Genomic DNA, 13960 nt, shown 5'->3' with positions numbered 1-13960 from the left:
GCGTAAAGGAAAAGCAGGGAACTCTATGAAAGCATCTTTTTATGCGGCCACTATCCTTCTTCTTGTTGGGTGTAGCTCGCAGCAGGTCTACGACAGCACGCAATCGCTGCGGGTGCAGGACTGCGAGAAACTGTCTATATCGGAGCGTGACGCATGCTTGGTCAATGCGCGCACTCCATATTCGGAACATGCAAAGCGTATTCAGGAATAGCCGCCATTGCCTCTAGTCGCCCAACCATCAGCTCCAGCCGACGTTCATGCCGCCGCTTCGCGCCGGCATGAGCGCGGCTGAGCTAGGGCGTTGGGCTTCACAGAATGGCTGACGGCAATTCGACATCTGTGTTCTTGGCGTGGTGGGGCGCTGGGCTCTCAACGACTCTGGCACTTGTGAAGCTGTTCGAGCTTTGGCAAACGCGCTTTCGACTTGAGGTCAGCTACAACTTCACTAGCAGCGTCGAGATTGGAAACGAAGTTCTCATTCGGAACCTATCTGCCAAGCCAGTCATCCTCACTCATTGGGAGCTTTTCTACCGGTCAGGTTGGTTCAAGCACAAAGACGAGCCTATTGAGTCTGCAGAGCACGATTCGGGAGATCGACAAATTGCTCCACACAGCACTTTTACCCTGCACTTCACGGAAGCTACGTACTTTGACTGGGGCCATGGAGCCCTGAAGAACAGAAAGATATATGTGCGCCTTCATCTTGCCGGCAGGAGGTCGCAATGCCGTTTGGTCTATCCGCAGTGAAGCCCAACCATTGCATCCAGCCGACGTATTTGCCTTCGCTTCGCTGCGGCAAATCCGCGGCTGATGCGGGGGCGTTATAGCGGCAAAGACGCAAAGGCATAACGTGCTCAAAGTCACCGACATGGCACATCTTTCAAGCTTGCAGCGAACCGAGTTTCAGCTCGGCTCTGCAAGCGCCCTGAGTTTGCCGTTGTGCTCGTCGCTTGCAGCTGGGTTTCTGGCGTTGCTGTTGCGGTCGTTGGGTCTGGCGCAGTTCGGGGAGTTCGCGTCGGCTTGCGTAGTGGCACCGCGTAGCTGGCATTCGTTGCGCTATAACCAGGCGTTCAAGCGGACGGCCCCGAAACCGCTTTGGGTTCTGCAACGGCAGCTCGCGGGCCGCCGCTTAACCCCGCGTTATAGCGGCAAAGACGCAAAGGCATAACGTGCTCAAAGTCACCGACATGGCGCATCTTTCAAGCTTGCAGCGAACCGAGTTTCAGCTCGGCTCTGCAAGCGCCCTGAGTTTGCCGTTGTGCTCGTCGCTTGCAGCTGGGTTTCTGGCATTGCTGTTGCGGTCGTTTGGTCTGGTGCGGTTCGGCCAGCTCACGTCGGTTTTCTCAGTGGTGCCGCGTAGCTGGCATTCGTTGCGCTATAACCAGGCGTTCAAGCGGACGGCCCCGAAACCGCTTTGGGTTCTGCAACGGCAGCTCGCGGGCCGCCGCTTAACTCCGCGTTCGGCGACTTCGAGGGAGTATTGATGGGCTCCGAAATCGCACTTCTTATCGTTCTGCCGGGTCTCGGTGTGTTTGCCTGGTTGAGCTACAGGACGCTCACGGGGCCGCTGCCGGATCGGGCCCTATATCTTGTTGCGTTGCTTGCAGGCTTGATGCTTGGAGTTAGCGGCATGGTCAGCGCGTATAGACCAGACATCCCGGAGAACTGGAACACGTCATTTCTCGTGGGCTGGTTCCTCATGAGCGCATCCTTTTGGCTTATTGTCGCAACCGGCATTGCTTTGCTCTGCATCTTCGTCCTGCGCAAGTTCGATGCGAGGGCCACTGGGTCCAATGCCGACAGACCCGGGCCATCTGCGAGAGAGCCAAATGAATGATGGTCAACCTCTCTCGCGCTCATCGGATTCGTTGCTTCGTTGCGACGCAGCCGAACAAGAGGTTCCAGCTGACGTCCTCGCCTCCGGGCCTTCGGCCCTCTGGCGAGGCCGCGGCTGAACCTCGGCGTTAGGCGTCATGACGACCGCCCTTCAAGCGTTTATATACATGGCTGCAGCGTTTTGTGCTGCTCGCTTAGTACTTGGTCCACCCGTTGACTATGGTCGGCTTGGCACGACGAGTCCGTATGGATTTGCTGCGCTTGCAGCGTTCTCGGCATTGCTCGCGTACCTACTCACGCGGCGCTTTGAGTGGCCTTCCGTAGTGCAGCCGCGTCTTCTCGGTGGGTCTCTCCGTGGTGTCATCGTTGCGCTAGCGACTCATCCTGTTCTCGCGTCCCTGGCATATCTCCAGGCTACCTGGAACAGCAACCTGGACCTATTCACATCGCTGGCCCGCGCTCCAGAGATTCTTGTTGGCGCCCTCTACCTATTCTTCGTTGGCGCGCTGATTACGTTGCCCATCGGAGCGCTGGCCGGCATCATCAACCACGCAGTGGAGGCTGTGGCGAATGACGCCTAACAGGGCATTCAAGCGGACGGGCTGTGCCCGCCGCTTAACTTGAGCATTGGGCAGCATGAAGATCGCTCGATTCTTGGTCGGTATCCTTGGGCTGGGTTCAACCCCGCTAACACGGACACATTCGACAAGAGTTCAATGCAATGACGAACGCTGACCCCCATCAGCTTTTAACCGACCTGCTTGAACCCTGGAAAGTCGTCATCGGCTCCGACTTCCAGGGTTACAGCAATCACTGCCATCGCATGGTCACGTTCTGTCTCGCGCTTCGGCATTGCACCGACGAAGAACGGCAAAAAGTGGCCATTGCGGCCTGCTATCACGACATCGGGCTGTGGACAGCCAGGACGATGGACTATCTGCCGCCTTCCGTGCCGCCGGCGATGGAGTGCCTGAAAGCTCGGGGCCTCCAGCATTGGGCCGAGGAAGTCAGCCTGCTGATCACCGAGCATCACAAGCTTCGCCCGTATACGGATACGCGTTACCCGCTCGTTGAAGCGTTTCGCCAGGCGGACCTTGTCGATTTCTCTTTAGGCCTCGTCAAGTTCGGTCTTTCGAGGAATTACGTGCGCGAGGTCAAGGCCCAGTATCCAAACGCTGGCTTTCACAAGATGCTCGTGCGCACGGCCTTGAGCTGGTTTGTTCGGCACCCCTTCAACCCCGCGCCGATGATGAAGTGGTGAAGCGAATCACATGCATAGCCCCACATCCCACCAGTCGCTCGTGCTGTCGTTGGTCCGCGCCCTGCAGGGCGAAGTCCATCCTCAACTGCGTCAGGCATCCATCGAGGTCGACGAACGCGCATGCATAGTTCGCGTCCGTTTTGAGTACGATGGCGATACTAAGGGTGCAGTGCGAGAAAGTGGTTCTTGTGCTGCCACGGAGGTGATTGCGGACTTTCCCGGACCTTGGAATCTTGACGAGCAGCATGTATCCGCTCCTTTTCCTAACAGCCTAGTCCCGCTCGAACATGTTGTCTATCGGCGCTGGGAGCCAGACGATCTTGGTTGACGACCATCTATCTGACCAAAGCTGCTTCGTCTAACTACCCTCCTGTATGCGCGCTCTAATTGCTGCGTTCGCCCTGACGATATGGCTCCCCCCCTGCCACAAACCGGCGACCGTCCAGCCCACAGCAAGCGCCGACTCGCCTCGCCCGCCGATGCCCGGTTCCGATCGCGACGCTCACGGCTGCATTCCGTCCGCTGGCTACCTGTGGTGCGAGAAGTCCGCTCGCTGCGAGCGCCCATGGGAGCTCGCGCAGGCGCAGGGCTTCGAAGCCAGCCAGGCCAGCGTCGAGGCCTACTGCACTTCACCCAAACCCTGAGCGCCCACATGGACGCTTCGCTACTCGCTTTCGATCGCCACCGCTCCCGCCTGCAAGCCATCGCGTATCGCATGCTCGGTTCGGTCGCGGAGGCCGAGGAGGTGGTGCAGGACGCCTGGTTGCGCTGGTACGAGGCGCCGCGGGCCACGCTCGAATCCACCGAAGCCTGGCTCGTGACGGTGACCACTCGGCTCGCGATCGACCGGCTGCGCCTGGCGAAGAACGAGCGCGAGGAATATTTCGGCCTCTGGTTGCCCGAGCCGACGCTCAGCGACGAGCCGACGCCCGAAGAAGCCACCGAGCGCGCCGATGAGGTCTCGATCGCGTTTCTCGCGCTGCTCGAACGACTGACGCCCGATGCGCGCGCCGCTTTCGTGCTGCGCGAGTTGTTCGATCTCGGCTACGACGAAGTGGCACGCTGCATCGGCAAGACCGAGGCCGCGTCGCGTCAGCTCGTGAGCCGGGCGAAGACGCAGCTGCGCGAAGGCAAGCAGCGGCAGAGCGTTTCGCCCCAAGTGCACCGCCGCCTGCTCGATCGTTTCGCCGACGCGCTCTCGCGTGGAGACACCACCGCCTTGCAGGCGCTGCTCGCCGAAGATGCCGAGCTGATCGGCGACGGCGGCGGCAAGGTGTCGAGCTTCGGCCGGCCGATGATCGGCGCCTGGAGGCTCGTGAAGCTGTTCATCGCGGCCATGCGTCGCGCGGCAGGACTGCAGCGCCTGGAGCCGGCGCTCGTCAACGGCGAATGGGCGCTGCTGCGCATCGTCGGCGACTGCCTGCATTCGGTCGAGAGCATCGAGACCGACGGCCAGCGCGTGACCCGCATGCTCGTGCAGCGCAACCCGGACAAGCTCAGGCGCATCGCATCGAAGCTCGGGCTGCGAACGGTCGATGTCACAAACGCGGAGGCTGCCCCGTCTGGTGAGTGAAGTCCTCATTCATCAATGGAGCATCGCCATGTCACCTCGCCTCAACTACATGCAGCAATCGTCGGACCTGTTCAAGAAACTCAGTACGCTGAGCATGGGCGTCAAGGCCAGCGGCATCGAAAGCGGCATCCTGTATCTGGTCGACATCCGCGCCTCGCAGCTCAACGGCTGCGCGTTCTGCCTCGACATGCATATCAAGCAGGCCAAGATCGGCGGCGAGCGCGAACTGCGCCTGCACCACGTCGCCATCTGGCGTGAGTCCCCGTTGTTCAGCGAGCGCGAACGCGCGGCGCTGGCCTGGACCGAGGCGCTGACCCGGCTCGGCGAGCATGGCGTCTCCGATTCCGATTACGCCGCCGCGCTCGAGCAGTTCTCGGAGAAGGAGCTGTCGGACCTGACGTTCGCGGTCGGCATCATCAATCTCTGGAATCGGCTCAACATCGCGTTCCGCAACGTGCCGGGCTCGCTCGACAAGGCATTCGGGCTCGAAAGGGCCGAGTTGGCCTGAGCGCCGGCTTGGGATAACTCTACGCAGGTCCGCCCACTCGTGAGGCGGACTTCCGCTAGCGCCTGCCGCCCGCCTTCGAATACGCCCGCAAGAACACGTCGACCGAAGCATCGATGTGCTGCCGGCGCTCGGCGGCGGGCACGGCTTCGATCGCGCCGACGAGCATCTGCAGGTGATACGGCCCCTTGATCAGGCAGAAGAACTGCGAGGCGGCTTCGGCCGGGTTGGTCACCTGCAACTCGCCGCTGTCGGTGGCGGCGACGAGCATCTTCGCGAGCAGGGCGATGGTCTTTTCGGGGCCCGCCTGCCAGAACAGGGCCGACAGCTTGCGATGTCGCTCGGGGCTGCTCGCCATCAGCCGCGTCAGCTGTAGCGAGTCTTCGCCGATGATCAGGTCGAAGAAGCCTTCCGCGATCATCGTGAAGCGCTCGCGCAGGTTCTGGCCGGCAGCGAACTCGTAATGCGTGTCGGGCGTGTGCGCCCGGCACACCTGTTCGACCGCCTCGCGAAACAGCTCGTCCTTGTCGACAAAGTGGCTGTACAGCGTCACCTTGGAGACGCCCGCGAGCTTGGCGATGGCCTCCATGCTGGTGGATTCGAGACCGTCGCGGGAGAACAGCGTCTTGGCGGATTCGAGCACGGCCAGACGCTTGTCCTGGTCCTTGGGACGGCCGCGCGAAGGGGCTTCGCGCTCGGGCGTGACGGGCTTTGAGGGGGGGGATGGGCAGCGTGACATTCACTTAATGTACTATCAAGTTCAGAAATGAGTGGGCGGCCGCCGGCCGCGAATGGGAGACCTCATGCACCGCAGCTTCGGCCCGCACACGGCGGCCGGTTTGAGTTTGGCGTTCACCCTGATCCTGAGCCTGAGCGCCTGCGGCGACAAAGAGGCCCCGCCCGCCCCGCCTCGGCCGGTCGCCGTGGTCAAGCCGGCCGGGCTCGATGCGCTCGCCGGCGAGGCCTATCCGGGCACCGTGCGCGCCCGCGTCGAGTCGGCGCTGTCGTTCCGCGTCGCCGGCAAGATCATCGAGCGTCGCGCCGAGATCGGCATGCACGTCGACAAGGGCGCCGTGCTCGCGGTGCTCGATCCGATCGACGCCAGGCTCAATGTCGAAGCCTCCAACGCGGCGGTCAAAGCCGCCGAAGCCGAGGCACGGCTGACCAAGAGCGAGTACAAGCGCCACGAAGACCTGCTCGCCAAGGGCTTCGTGAGCCAGTCGCTGGTCGACCTGCGCCGCAACGAGGCCGAGGCCGCGCAGGCCCGGCTCGATCAGGCCAAGTCGCAGCTCGCGGTGATCCGCAACCAGGCCGGCTACACGAGCCTGGTCGCCGACGCGCCGGGCACCGTCACCGAACTGCTGTCCGAAGTCGGCCAGAACGTCGCCGCCGGCCAGGCGGTGCTCAACTTCGCGCGTGACGGCGAGCGCGAGGTGCGCATCACCGTGCCCGAGGGCGGCGCGGTCGCCGCACTGCGTAACTCGGCCACGCTCACGGTCACGCTCTGGAGCCTGCCGGACAAGCGGTATCAAGGCCGCATTCGCGAAGTATCCGCCTCGGCCGATCCGCAGCTGCGCACGCACGAGGCGCGCATCACCATCGTCGATCCGGACGACGACATCCGCCTGGGCACCACCGCCAGCGTGATCGTCGGAGCCTCCGCGGTCGCCGGCTCGTTCCGCCTGCCGCTGACGGCGGTCACCGAGATCAACGGCAAGCCGACGATCTGGCGCGCGCAGGGCGATCCGCTCACGGCGCAGCCGGTGAACGTCGAAGTGCTGCAGTTTCTCGAGCGCGACGCGATCGTGCGCGGCCCCTTGAAGCCCGACGATCAGGTGATCTCGGCCGGCGTGCACCTGCTGCTTCCGGGCATGGCCGTGAAGGCGATCGATCGCAGCGCGCCGGTCGGTCTTTAAGGAACCGCCGCCATGCGCTTCAACCTGAGCGAATGGGCGCTCGCCAACCGCCCGCTGGTGATCTTCTTCATGGTGCTGCTCGCGGTGATGGGCGTGCGCGCCTACACCAGCCTGGGCCAATCCGAAGATCCGCCGTTCACGTTCCGCGTGATGGTGATCCAGACCTACTGGCCCGGCGCGAGCGCCGACGAGATGGACCGCCTGGTCACCGATCGCATCGAAGAAAAGCTGCTCGAGCTCGAGACGCTCGATTTCGTGCGCAGTTACTCGCGTCCCGGCGAATCGGTGGTCACCATCATCATCCGCGACGACCTGCCGCCTTCGGCGATGCAGGAATCGTTCTACCAGATCCGCAAGAAGATCGGCGACATTCGCGGACGCCTGCCCGCGGGCATCGTCGGGCCGCTGTTCAATGACGAGTTCGGCGACACCTTCGGCAACATCTACGCGCTGACCGGCCCCGAGTTCAGCTATGAAGAGCTCAAGGACTACGGCGATCGCATTCGTGATCGTCTGCTGCGCGTGCCGCAGGTGGCGAAGGTCGATTTCCTCGGCACCCAGGAAGAGCGCGTGTTCGTCGACCTCGCCAACGCCAAGCGCGGCCAGCTCGGCATTCCGCTCACGAGCGTCGTCAACGCCCTGCAGTCGCAGAACGCGATCGTCGCGACCGGCAGTTTCGACACGCCGCTCGAGCGCATCTATACCCGCGTGAGCGGGCGACTGCAGTCCGTCGACGACCTGCGCAACCTGCCGATCGCGGCCGATGGGCGCAGCGTGCGGCTCGGCGACATCGCCGACATCTATCGCGGTTATCAAGACCCGCCGGCCACGCGCATGCGCGTCAACGGCGTGAGCGCGCTCGGCATTTCGGTGTCGATGGAAAAAGGCGGGCACATCATCCGGCTCGGCCAGTCGCTCGATGCGGAGATCGAGGACATTCGCGCAGGCCTTCCGCTCGGAATGGAGCTGTCGCGCGTCGCCGACCAGCCGCGTGCGGTGACGCGTGGCATCGACGAGTTCGCGCATGCGCTGATCGAGGCGGTGGCGATCGTGCTCGCAGTGAGTTTCATCAGCCTCGGCGTGCGCACCGGCCTGGTCGTCGCGCTGACGATTCCGCTGGTGCTCGCGGCGACGTTCGTCGCCATGCGCCAGTTCGGCATCGACCTGCACAAGATTTCGCTCGGCTCGCTGGTACTCGCGCTGGGCCTGCTCGTCGACGACGCGATCATCGCGGTGGAGATGATGGCGGTGAAGCTCGAGCAAGGCTACGACCGGCTCAAGGCCGCGGCCTTCGCGTACACGAGCACCGCGTTCCCGATGCTCACCGGCACGCTGATCACGGCGGCGGGCTTTCTGCCGATCGCCACCGCCGCGTCGAGCACCGGCGAATACACGCGCTCGATCTTCCAGGTGGTGACGATCGCGCTGCTGCTGTCGTGGATCGCGGCGGTGGTGTTCGTGCCGCTGCTCGGCTACTACCTGCTGCCCGAGCATGCGTTCCGCAAATCCGAGGACGAGCAGCATCACGACATCTACGACACGCGCATGTACCGCGCGTTTCGCAAGGCCGTGCAAACCTGCGTCGATGCGCGCTGGACGACCATCGTGGCGACGCTGGGCATCTTCGTCGGCGCCATCGTGCTGTTCGGCATGGTGCCGCAGCAGTTCTTCCCGTCGTCGACGCGGCTCGAGCTGCTCGTCGACCTGAAGCTGCCCGAAGGCGCTTCGCTCGATGCGACCGACGAGGCCGCCAAGCGGCTCGAAGCCCTGCTCAAGAAGCAGGAGGGCATCGAGAACTTCGTGGCCTACGTCGGCTCCGGCACGCCGCGCTTTTATCTGGCGCTCGATCAGCAGCTGCCCGCCGCGAGCTTCACGCAGTTCGTCATCAACACGCATGACATCAAGGCCCGCGAAGCCCTGCGAGCCAAGCTGCTCGAAGCGCTGCCGCTGGCGTTCCCGGACCTGCGCTGGCGCGTGAACCGGCTCGAGAACGGCCCGCCGGTCGGCTACGTACTGCAGTTCCGCGTCATGGGGCCGGATCGCGCGGTGGCGCAGCAGATCGCCGAAAAGGTGGCCGCGATCTTCCGCGCCAATCCCTACCCGGCCGGCATCCATCTCGACAGCTACGAGCCGTCGAAGGTCATCAAGGTCAAGGTCGACCAGGACCGTGCGCGCGCGCTCGGCGTGACTTCGTCCGACATCGCGCAGACCATTTCGGGCTCGCTCGACGGCGCGCAGCTGTCGGATTTCCGCGAGGAGAACAAGCTCATCCCGATCACCCTGCGCGGCCCGGTGGCCGAGCAGAAGCATCTGAACCTGCTCGGCTCGCTGTCGATTCCGACCGCGGGCGGCTCGGTGCCGCTGGCCCAGCTCGCGCAGATCGAGCAGAGCTTCGAGCCCGGCATTCTCTGGCGCCGGGACCGCATCCCGACCGTGACCGTGCGCGCCGACATCTACGCCAACGTGCAACCCCCGGTGGTGGTGAGCCAGCTGCTGCCCGAGATCCAGAAGATCGAGCTGCCGCGCGGCTATCGCATCGAAACCGGCGGCACCGTCGAGGACAGCGGCAAGGGATCGGCTTCGGTCAACGCTGGCATGCCGCTGTTTTTGCTCTGCGTGCTGACCTTGCTGATGATCCAGCTCAAGAGTTTCTCGCGTACGGTGCTGGTGTTCCTGACCGCTCCGCTCGGCATCATCGGCGTCGCCGTGGCGCTGCTGCTGTTGCTGAAGCCGTTCGGCTTCGTCGCGATGCTCGGCACCATCGCGCTGGCCGGCATGATCATGCGCAACACCGTGATCCTGGTCGACCAGATCGAGCAGGACATCACCGATGGCCACCCGCCGCAGGTCGCCATCGTCGATGCCACCGTGCGCCGCCTGCGGCCGATCGTGTTGACCGCCGCGGCCGCGGTGCTGGCGATGATTCCGCTGTCGCGCTCGGAATTCTTCGGCCCGATGGCGGTGGCGATCATGGGCGGGCTCATCGCGGCGACGCTGCTGACCCTGCTGTTCGTGCCGGCGCTCTATGCGGCCTGGTTCCGGGTGCCGCGCACCGGCACACGCTGATCCATCGATCGGGCCCGGAGTCGCCGTGGTCTGTGGTATATCTACCGGTATATCTACAAGTTGATCTTCAGACGACCGAAGGCTTTGGTTTAGCGCCAGTTTTTGGTCTGTGAAGTCTTCGGAACCACCCGACACGCAAGGATTGCAGATGAGCACGCCCGAGAGCGTCAGAGAGTCTCGTTTCGACGAACTGATCCAGGACTTCTACGGCCAGGCCGTCATCAGCGAGTGGTCCGAGTTCCGCAATTGCGGGCTGTCGGCGCTGTGCGAATGGGCCGGCGCCTCGGGCGCGGTCTGGATCACGCTGTCGCACAGCAGCGTGATCGGCGAGTTCACCGAATTCCCGGCCGAGCTCGGCATCAGCCGCTCGACGGTGACCAAGCTCACCAAGTCCGGCGATTTCGTCGAAAAGCTGCTCTCGCCGGTTCCTTCCGAGCTGCAGTCGCCCAAGCTCGCGGACACCGTGCGCGTGCAAGTGCAGCGCTACTCGCATCGCAAGACTGCGCTCGACAGCGTGGTGCTGGTCTACTTTCGCGGCAACACGCAGCCCCCCGCTCTGCTGAGCCGCGCGGTCGGGCATCTGGTCGAGGCCGGAAGCCTGTCGCTGCACCAGTACATTCAGCGCGACGAGTGGCTGCTCGCGCTCGGGCGCAGCAACCGCGGCACCGCCGCGGTGATCGATTCGGGCGGCGTGATCTATGCGGCGAGCAAGCGCTTCCGCGAGCTGGTCGCCGCCGAAGACGGTTCGCCCGACTTCACCGAGCTGCCGTTCGCCCTGCCCAACCTCGAACTCGACGGCACCGCCGATTTCGTCCTCGGCCCACTGCATTTCCGCGTCTCTCCGCTCGGCGGCGTGTTCCAGATGTATGCGCGCAAGCCGCTGCCGCTCGATGGTCTGTCGCCGCGCGAGCAGCAGATCGCGCGCGCGCTCGGCAACGGCAAGACCTTCAAGAGCGTGGCGCGCCAGTACGACATCGCGGTATCGACGGTCGCCAACCATGCCTCGCGCATCTACCGCAAGCTCGGCATCTACCGCCGCGAAGACCTGGTCGACCTCGTGCGCCGCCCGGCCGCCAACAGCAGCGATGCGGCACCGCCCACCGCTGCCGCACGCTGAGGCCCGCCCATCATGAATCTGTCGGCGATTCGCGAGGCCGAAGACCTCGGCCACGGCATTCACTGCATCGACACGCTGCAGGACAGGCCCGGGCTGGCCTGCTGCTACCTGATCGAACACCAGGGCGAGGCCGCGCTGATCGAGTGCGGCACTTCGCCCGGCGTGCCCGGGCTGCTCGCGACGATCGAATCGCTGGGCCTGCGCCGCGAGCAGATTCGCTATCTGATTCCGACCCACGTGCATCTGGACCATGCCGGCGGCGCCGGCCTGCTGATGCGCGAACTGCCGCAGGCCAGGCTCGTCGTGCATCCGCGCGGAGCCCGGCACCTGATCGATCCGTCGAAGCTCATCGCCGGTGCAACCGCCGTCTACGGCGATGAAGTGGTGCGCGCGATGTACGGCGAGATATTGCCGATCGAGTCCTCGCGCGTGATCGAGGCCGACGATGGCGCTCGCGTCGCCCTGGGCGATCGCGAGCTGCTGTTCGTCGATACGCCCGGCCATGCACGCCATCACTTCTCGGTCTGGGACGCGCAGAGCCGCGGTTTCTTCACGGGCGATACCTTCGGCCTGTCGTATCGCGTCTTCGACGGTCCGGCCGGGGCATTTCTGCTGCCGACGACCACGCCCGTGCAGTTCGAGCCCGATGCCTGGGAGCAGACGCTCGACCGCTATCTATCGTTCGATCCGCAGCGCATGTACCTGACGCATTACGGCTGCGTCGAGAATGTGGTTCAACTCGCCGCCGAACTGCGGCAAGGGTTGCGCGACTACCAGCGCCTCGCCCGCGGACTGGGTGGCGGCGCAGCGGATGGCGACGCACGTCATCGGGCACTCAAGGCCGCCCTGCTCGAGCACAGCCTCGAAGCCCTGCGCGAAAAGCATGCGCCGGCCAGCGAGGCCTTCGCCCGCGACTGGCTCGCGATGGACATGGATCTCAATGCCCAGGGCCTCGAAGTCTGGCTCGACAAGGCAGGCTGAGCGGCGCTGGCCGGCGGCGGTCCCCGTTACGATCGGATGCCCAGGCTCTGCGGCGGCCCGGCTAAAATCACGGCCATGCGTTCGCTCCTTCTTGCCGGCTGCCTGTGCCTGGGACTGACCGGCTGCACCACTGCGGGTTATTACTGGCAGCTTGCGCGTGGGCAGATGCAGTTGCTGTCGAGCCGCGAGCCGATCGCCGGCATCGTCGGCGACTCCAATCGCGACCCCAAGCTGCGCGGACGCCTGAGCCAGCTCCAGCAGGCCCGCCGCTTCGCCTCCGAGTATCTGCACCTGCCCGACAACGGCAGCTATACGCTGTACGCCGATCTCAAGCGAGATTACGTGGTCTGGAACGTGTTCGCGACGCCGGAGTTCTCGCTCGCCGCGGTCGAGTCCTGCTTTCCGATCGCCGGTTGCCTGGCGTATCGCGGCTACTTTTCTCGGGCCGGAGCCGAAGCGCAGGCCGCCAAGTTGAAGAGCAAGGGTTATGAAGTGGAAGTCGGCGGCGTGCCGGCCTATTCGACGCTCGGCTGGTTCGACGATCCGGTCATCAACACGATGATGCGCTGGTCCGATGCGCACCTGATCGGCACGCTGTTCCACGAGCTCGCGCACCAGCGGCTCTACGTGAAGAACGACACCGCGTTCAACGAATCCTTCGCGAGCTTCGTCGAGGAGCAAGGCCGTCGCGACTATCTCGCACTCAACGAAGTGCCCGGCATCGACGAGTCCGCCGAGCTGCGCCGCGAGCAGCGCAATCACCAGTTCGTCGAGCTGATCCTGGCGACGCGCGAGCAGCTGCAGGCGCTCTACGCCCAGCCGCTCGAAGCCGATGCGATGCGCCAGGCCAAGCAGGCGGTGTTCGACGACCTGCGGGCGCGCTATCGCGTGCTGCGCGATGAAACCTGGGGCGGTTACGCGGGCTACGACGATTGGTTTTCCGAACCGCTCAACAACGCGCGCCTGCTGCCGTTCGGCCTCTACGACCAGTGGGTGCCGGCGTTCGCCGCGCTCTGGCGCGAGCAGAATCGCGACTGGGCCGCGTTCTACGAGGCCGCCGCCCGGCTCGGCGCGCTGTCGCCGAACGAGCGCCAGGCCAGGCTCGAAGCCCTGGCCGCGGAGTCCGCCACATGAGAGCGCTCGCCTCGCTCGTGCTGATCGGCCTGGTCTTCGTCACGATCACCGGCTTCGGCAGCCGCGACTCGACGTCCGAGGCGCGCCGCGACGCCAACCGCTTCGTGCTCGAAAAGCTCAATCGCCAGAGCGGCGAAGGCTGGAGCCGCAGCGGGCGTTACTTCCTGTGGAGCTATCGCTTCTCGCGCAACGGCTGCGACCTGGAGATCCGTCGCGAGGCGATCGAAGGCGGCCAGGTGGTCCGGCAGGAGGTTCCGCTGGCCGACGTGATCCCGCTCTGGATGGGAACCGGCTCGCTGGGCCTGTACTGCCAGTCGCGGCTCAACTGCATCGACATGCAGGTGACCAATCCGGGCGATGTGGTGAGCTCCAGCCACTTGAGCGAAACGCCCGTGCTCGCCCCCGAGCCGGACGATCTGCCGAAGCTCAAGGACGCCTTCGACGAATTGCACCGGCTCTGCGACGATGCTTACGGAGCGCGCTGAAGCTCGATACCGTGGTCTGCGCCTTTAATTGTTTTGCACGCGATTTTTCCGTCTTCCCTTGGGATACGATCAGGCGTGGGGCTAGA

The 13960-nt window shown here is 64.4% G+C and carries 15 protein-coding genes; 14 read left to right on the top strand and 1 reads right to left on the bottom strand.

The window, feature by feature from the left end; all coding sequences use genetic code 11:
* Positions 1-315 precede the first annotated feature (315 nt).
* From WQQ_RS18775 to WQQ_RS18745, 8 genes are all read left to right on the top strand, one after another.
* Positions 316-747, top strand: a complete 432-nt coding sequence (locus tag WQQ_RS18775; RefSeq protein ID WP_040454877.1) for a hypothetical protein — start codon at positions 316-318, stop codon at positions 745-747.
* Positions 748-1169: 422 nt separating this feature from the next.
* Positions 1170-1484, top strand: a complete 315-nt coding sequence (locus tag WQQ_RS24490; RefSeq protein WP_157534773.1) for a hypothetical protein — start codon at positions 1170-1172, stop codon at positions 1482-1484.
* A complete protein-coding gene (locus tag WQQ_RS18770; RefSeq protein ID WP_040454875.1) occupies positions 1484-1837 on the top strand; it encodes a hypothetical protein in 354 nt (117 codons plus the stop codon). The genes WQQ_RS24490 and WQQ_RS18770 overlap by 1 nt, the downstream gene beginning before the upstream one ends.
* Before the next feature lie 720 nt (positions 1838-2557).
* On the top strand, positions 2558-3097 hold the full coding sequence (locus WQQ_RS18760) for a hypothetical protein (protein ID WP_040454871.1): 540 nt from the start codon (positions 2558-2560) through the stop codon (positions 3095-3097).
* Positions 3098-3107: 10 nt separating this feature from the next.
* On the top strand, positions 3108-3425 hold the full coding sequence (locus WQQ_RS25425; RefSeq protein ID WP_494546128.1) for a MafI2 family immunity protein: 318 nt from the start codon (positions 3108-3110) through the stop codon (positions 3423-3425).
* A 151-nt stretch (positions 3426-3576) separates the two neighbouring features.
* Positions 3577-3741, top strand: a complete 165-nt coding sequence (locus tag WQQ_RS25410) for a hypothetical protein (RefSeq protein ID WP_007186837.1) — start codon at positions 3577-3579, stop codon at positions 3739-3741.
* A gap of 8 nt (positions 3742-3749) precedes the next feature.
* On the top strand, positions 3750-4670 hold the full coding sequence (locus WQQ_RS18750) for an RNA polymerase sigma-70 factor (protein WP_007186836.1): 921 nt from the start codon (positions 3750-3752) through the stop codon (positions 4668-4670).
* A gap of 28 nt (positions 4671-4698) precedes the next feature.
* Positions 4699-5178, top strand: a complete 480-nt coding sequence (locus WQQ_RS18745) for a carboxymuconolactone decarboxylase family protein (protein ID WP_007186835.1) — start codon at positions 4699-4701, stop codon at positions 5176-5178.
* A gap of 55 nt (positions 5179-5233) precedes the next feature.
* Here the strand turns inward: WQQ_RS18745 and WQQ_RS18740 are convergent, their stop codons facing one another.
* On the bottom strand, positions 5234-5914 hold the full coding sequence (locus WQQ_RS18740; RefSeq protein ID WP_083844645.1) for a TetR/AcrR family transcriptional regulator: 681 nt from the start codon (positions 5912-5914) through the stop codon (positions 5234-5236).
* A gap of 64 nt (positions 5915-5978) precedes the next feature.
* On the opposite strand from WQQ_RS18740, the gene WQQ_RS18735 reads away from it, so the two are divergent.
* The 6 genes from WQQ_RS18735 (at position 5979) to WQQ_RS18710 (ending at position 13874) form a co-directional block, all read left to right on the top strand.
* Positions 5979-7091, top strand: coding sequence for an efflux RND transporter periplasmic adaptor subunit (locus WQQ_RS18735; RefSeq protein WP_007186833.1), 1113 nt, complete (start codon positions 5979-5981; stop codon positions 7089-7091).
* A gap of 12 nt (positions 7092-7103) precedes the next feature.
* The gene (locus WQQ_RS18730) at positions 7104-10157 is read left to right on the top strand and encodes an efflux RND transporter permease subunit (protein ID WP_007186832.1); all 3054 of its coding nucleotides are present in this window, start codon (positions 7104-7106) and stop codon (positions 10155-10157) included.
* A gap of 148 nt (positions 10158-10305) precedes the next feature.
* Entirely contained in the window at positions 10306-11274 is a 969-nt protein-coding gene (locus WQQ_RS18725) for a helix-turn-helix transcriptional regulator (protein ID WP_007186831.1), read from the top strand.
* Positions 11275-11286: 12 nt separating this feature from the next.
* Positions 11287-12255 (top strand): MBL fold metallo-hydrolase, encoded by a 969-nt coding sequence (locus WQQ_RS18720; protein WP_007186830.1) that lies wholly within the window; start codon positions 11287-11289, stop codon positions 12253-12255.
* A 36-nt stretch (positions 12256-12291) separates the two neighbouring features.
* On the top strand, positions 12292-13389 hold the full coding sequence (locus tag WQQ_RS18715; protein ID WP_007186829.1) for an aminopeptidase: 1098 nt from the start codon (positions 12292-12294) through the stop codon (positions 13387-13389).
* Complete coding sequence (locus WQQ_RS18710) at positions 13386-13874, top strand: hypothetical protein (protein WP_007186828.1); 489 nt, start codon at positions 13386-13388, stop codon at positions 13872-13874. Before WQQ_RS18715 ends, WQQ_RS18710 begins: the two co-directional genes overlap by 4 nt.
* Positions 13875-13960: the final 86 nt, after the last annotated feature.

Source organism: Hydrocarboniphaga effusa AP103 (genome assembly GCF_000271305.1).
Lineage (GTDB): Bacteria > Pseudomonadota > Gammaproteobacteria > Nevskiales > Nevskiaceae > Hydrocarboniphaga > Hydrocarboniphaga effusa.
Note: the sequence above shows the minus strand (reverse complement) of the source record. Positions and strands in the feature narration are given on the sequence as shown.

Coding starts and splice junctions, on each gene's coding strand:
- WQQ_RS18775 (WP_040454877.1), top strand. CDS start 316: ATGGCTGACGGCAATTCGACATCTGTGTTCTTGGCGTGGTGGGGCGCT.
- WQQ_RS18770 (WP_040454875.1), top strand. CDS start 1,484: ATGGGCTCCGAAATCGCACTTCTTATCGTTCTGCCGGGTCTCGGTGTG.
- WQQ_RS18760 (WP_040454871.1), top strand. CDS start 2,558: ATGACGAACGCTGACCCCCATCAGCTTTTAACCGACCTGCTTGAACCC.
- WQQ_RS25425 (WP_494546128.1), top strand. CDS start 3,108: ATGCATAGCCCCACATCCCACCAGTCGCTCGTGCTGTCGTTGGTCCGC.
- WQQ_RS25410 (WP_007186837.1), top strand. CDS start 3,577: ATGCCCGGTTCCGATCGCGACGCTCACGGCTGCATTCCGTCCGCTGGC.
- WQQ_RS18750 (WP_007186836.1), top strand. CDS start 3,750: ATGGACGCTTCGCTACTCGCTTTCGATCGCCACCGCTCCCGCCTGCAA.
- WQQ_RS18745 (WP_007186835.1), top strand. CDS start 4,699: ATGTCACCTCGCCTCAACTACATGCAGCAATCGTCGGACCTGTTCAAG.
- WQQ_RS18740 (WP_083844645.1), bottom strand. CDS start 5,914: ATGTCACGCTGCCCATCCCCCCCCTCAAAGCCCGTCACGCCCGAGCGC.
- WQQ_RS18735 (WP_007186833.1), top strand. CDS start 5,979: ATGCACCGCAGCTTCGGCCCGCACACGGCGGCCGGTTTGAGTTTGGCG.
- WQQ_RS18730 (WP_007186832.1), top strand. CDS start 7,104: ATGCGCTTCAACCTGAGCGAATGGGCGCTCGCCAACCGCCCGCTGGTG.
- WQQ_RS18725 (WP_007186831.1), top strand. CDS start 10,306: ATGAGCACGCCCGAGAGCGTCAGAGAGTCTCGTTTCGACGAACTGATC.
- WQQ_RS18720 (WP_007186830.1), top strand. CDS start 11,287: ATGAATCTGTCGGCGATTCGCGAGGCCGAAGACCTCGGCCACGGCATT.
- WQQ_RS18715 (WP_007186829.1), top strand. CDS start 12,292: ATGCCCAGGCTCTGCGGCGGCCCGGCTAAAATCACGGCCATGCGTTCG.
- WQQ_RS18710 (WP_007186828.1), top strand. CDS start 13,386: ATGAGAGCGCTCGCCTCGCTCGTGCTGATCGGCCTGGTCTTCGTCACG.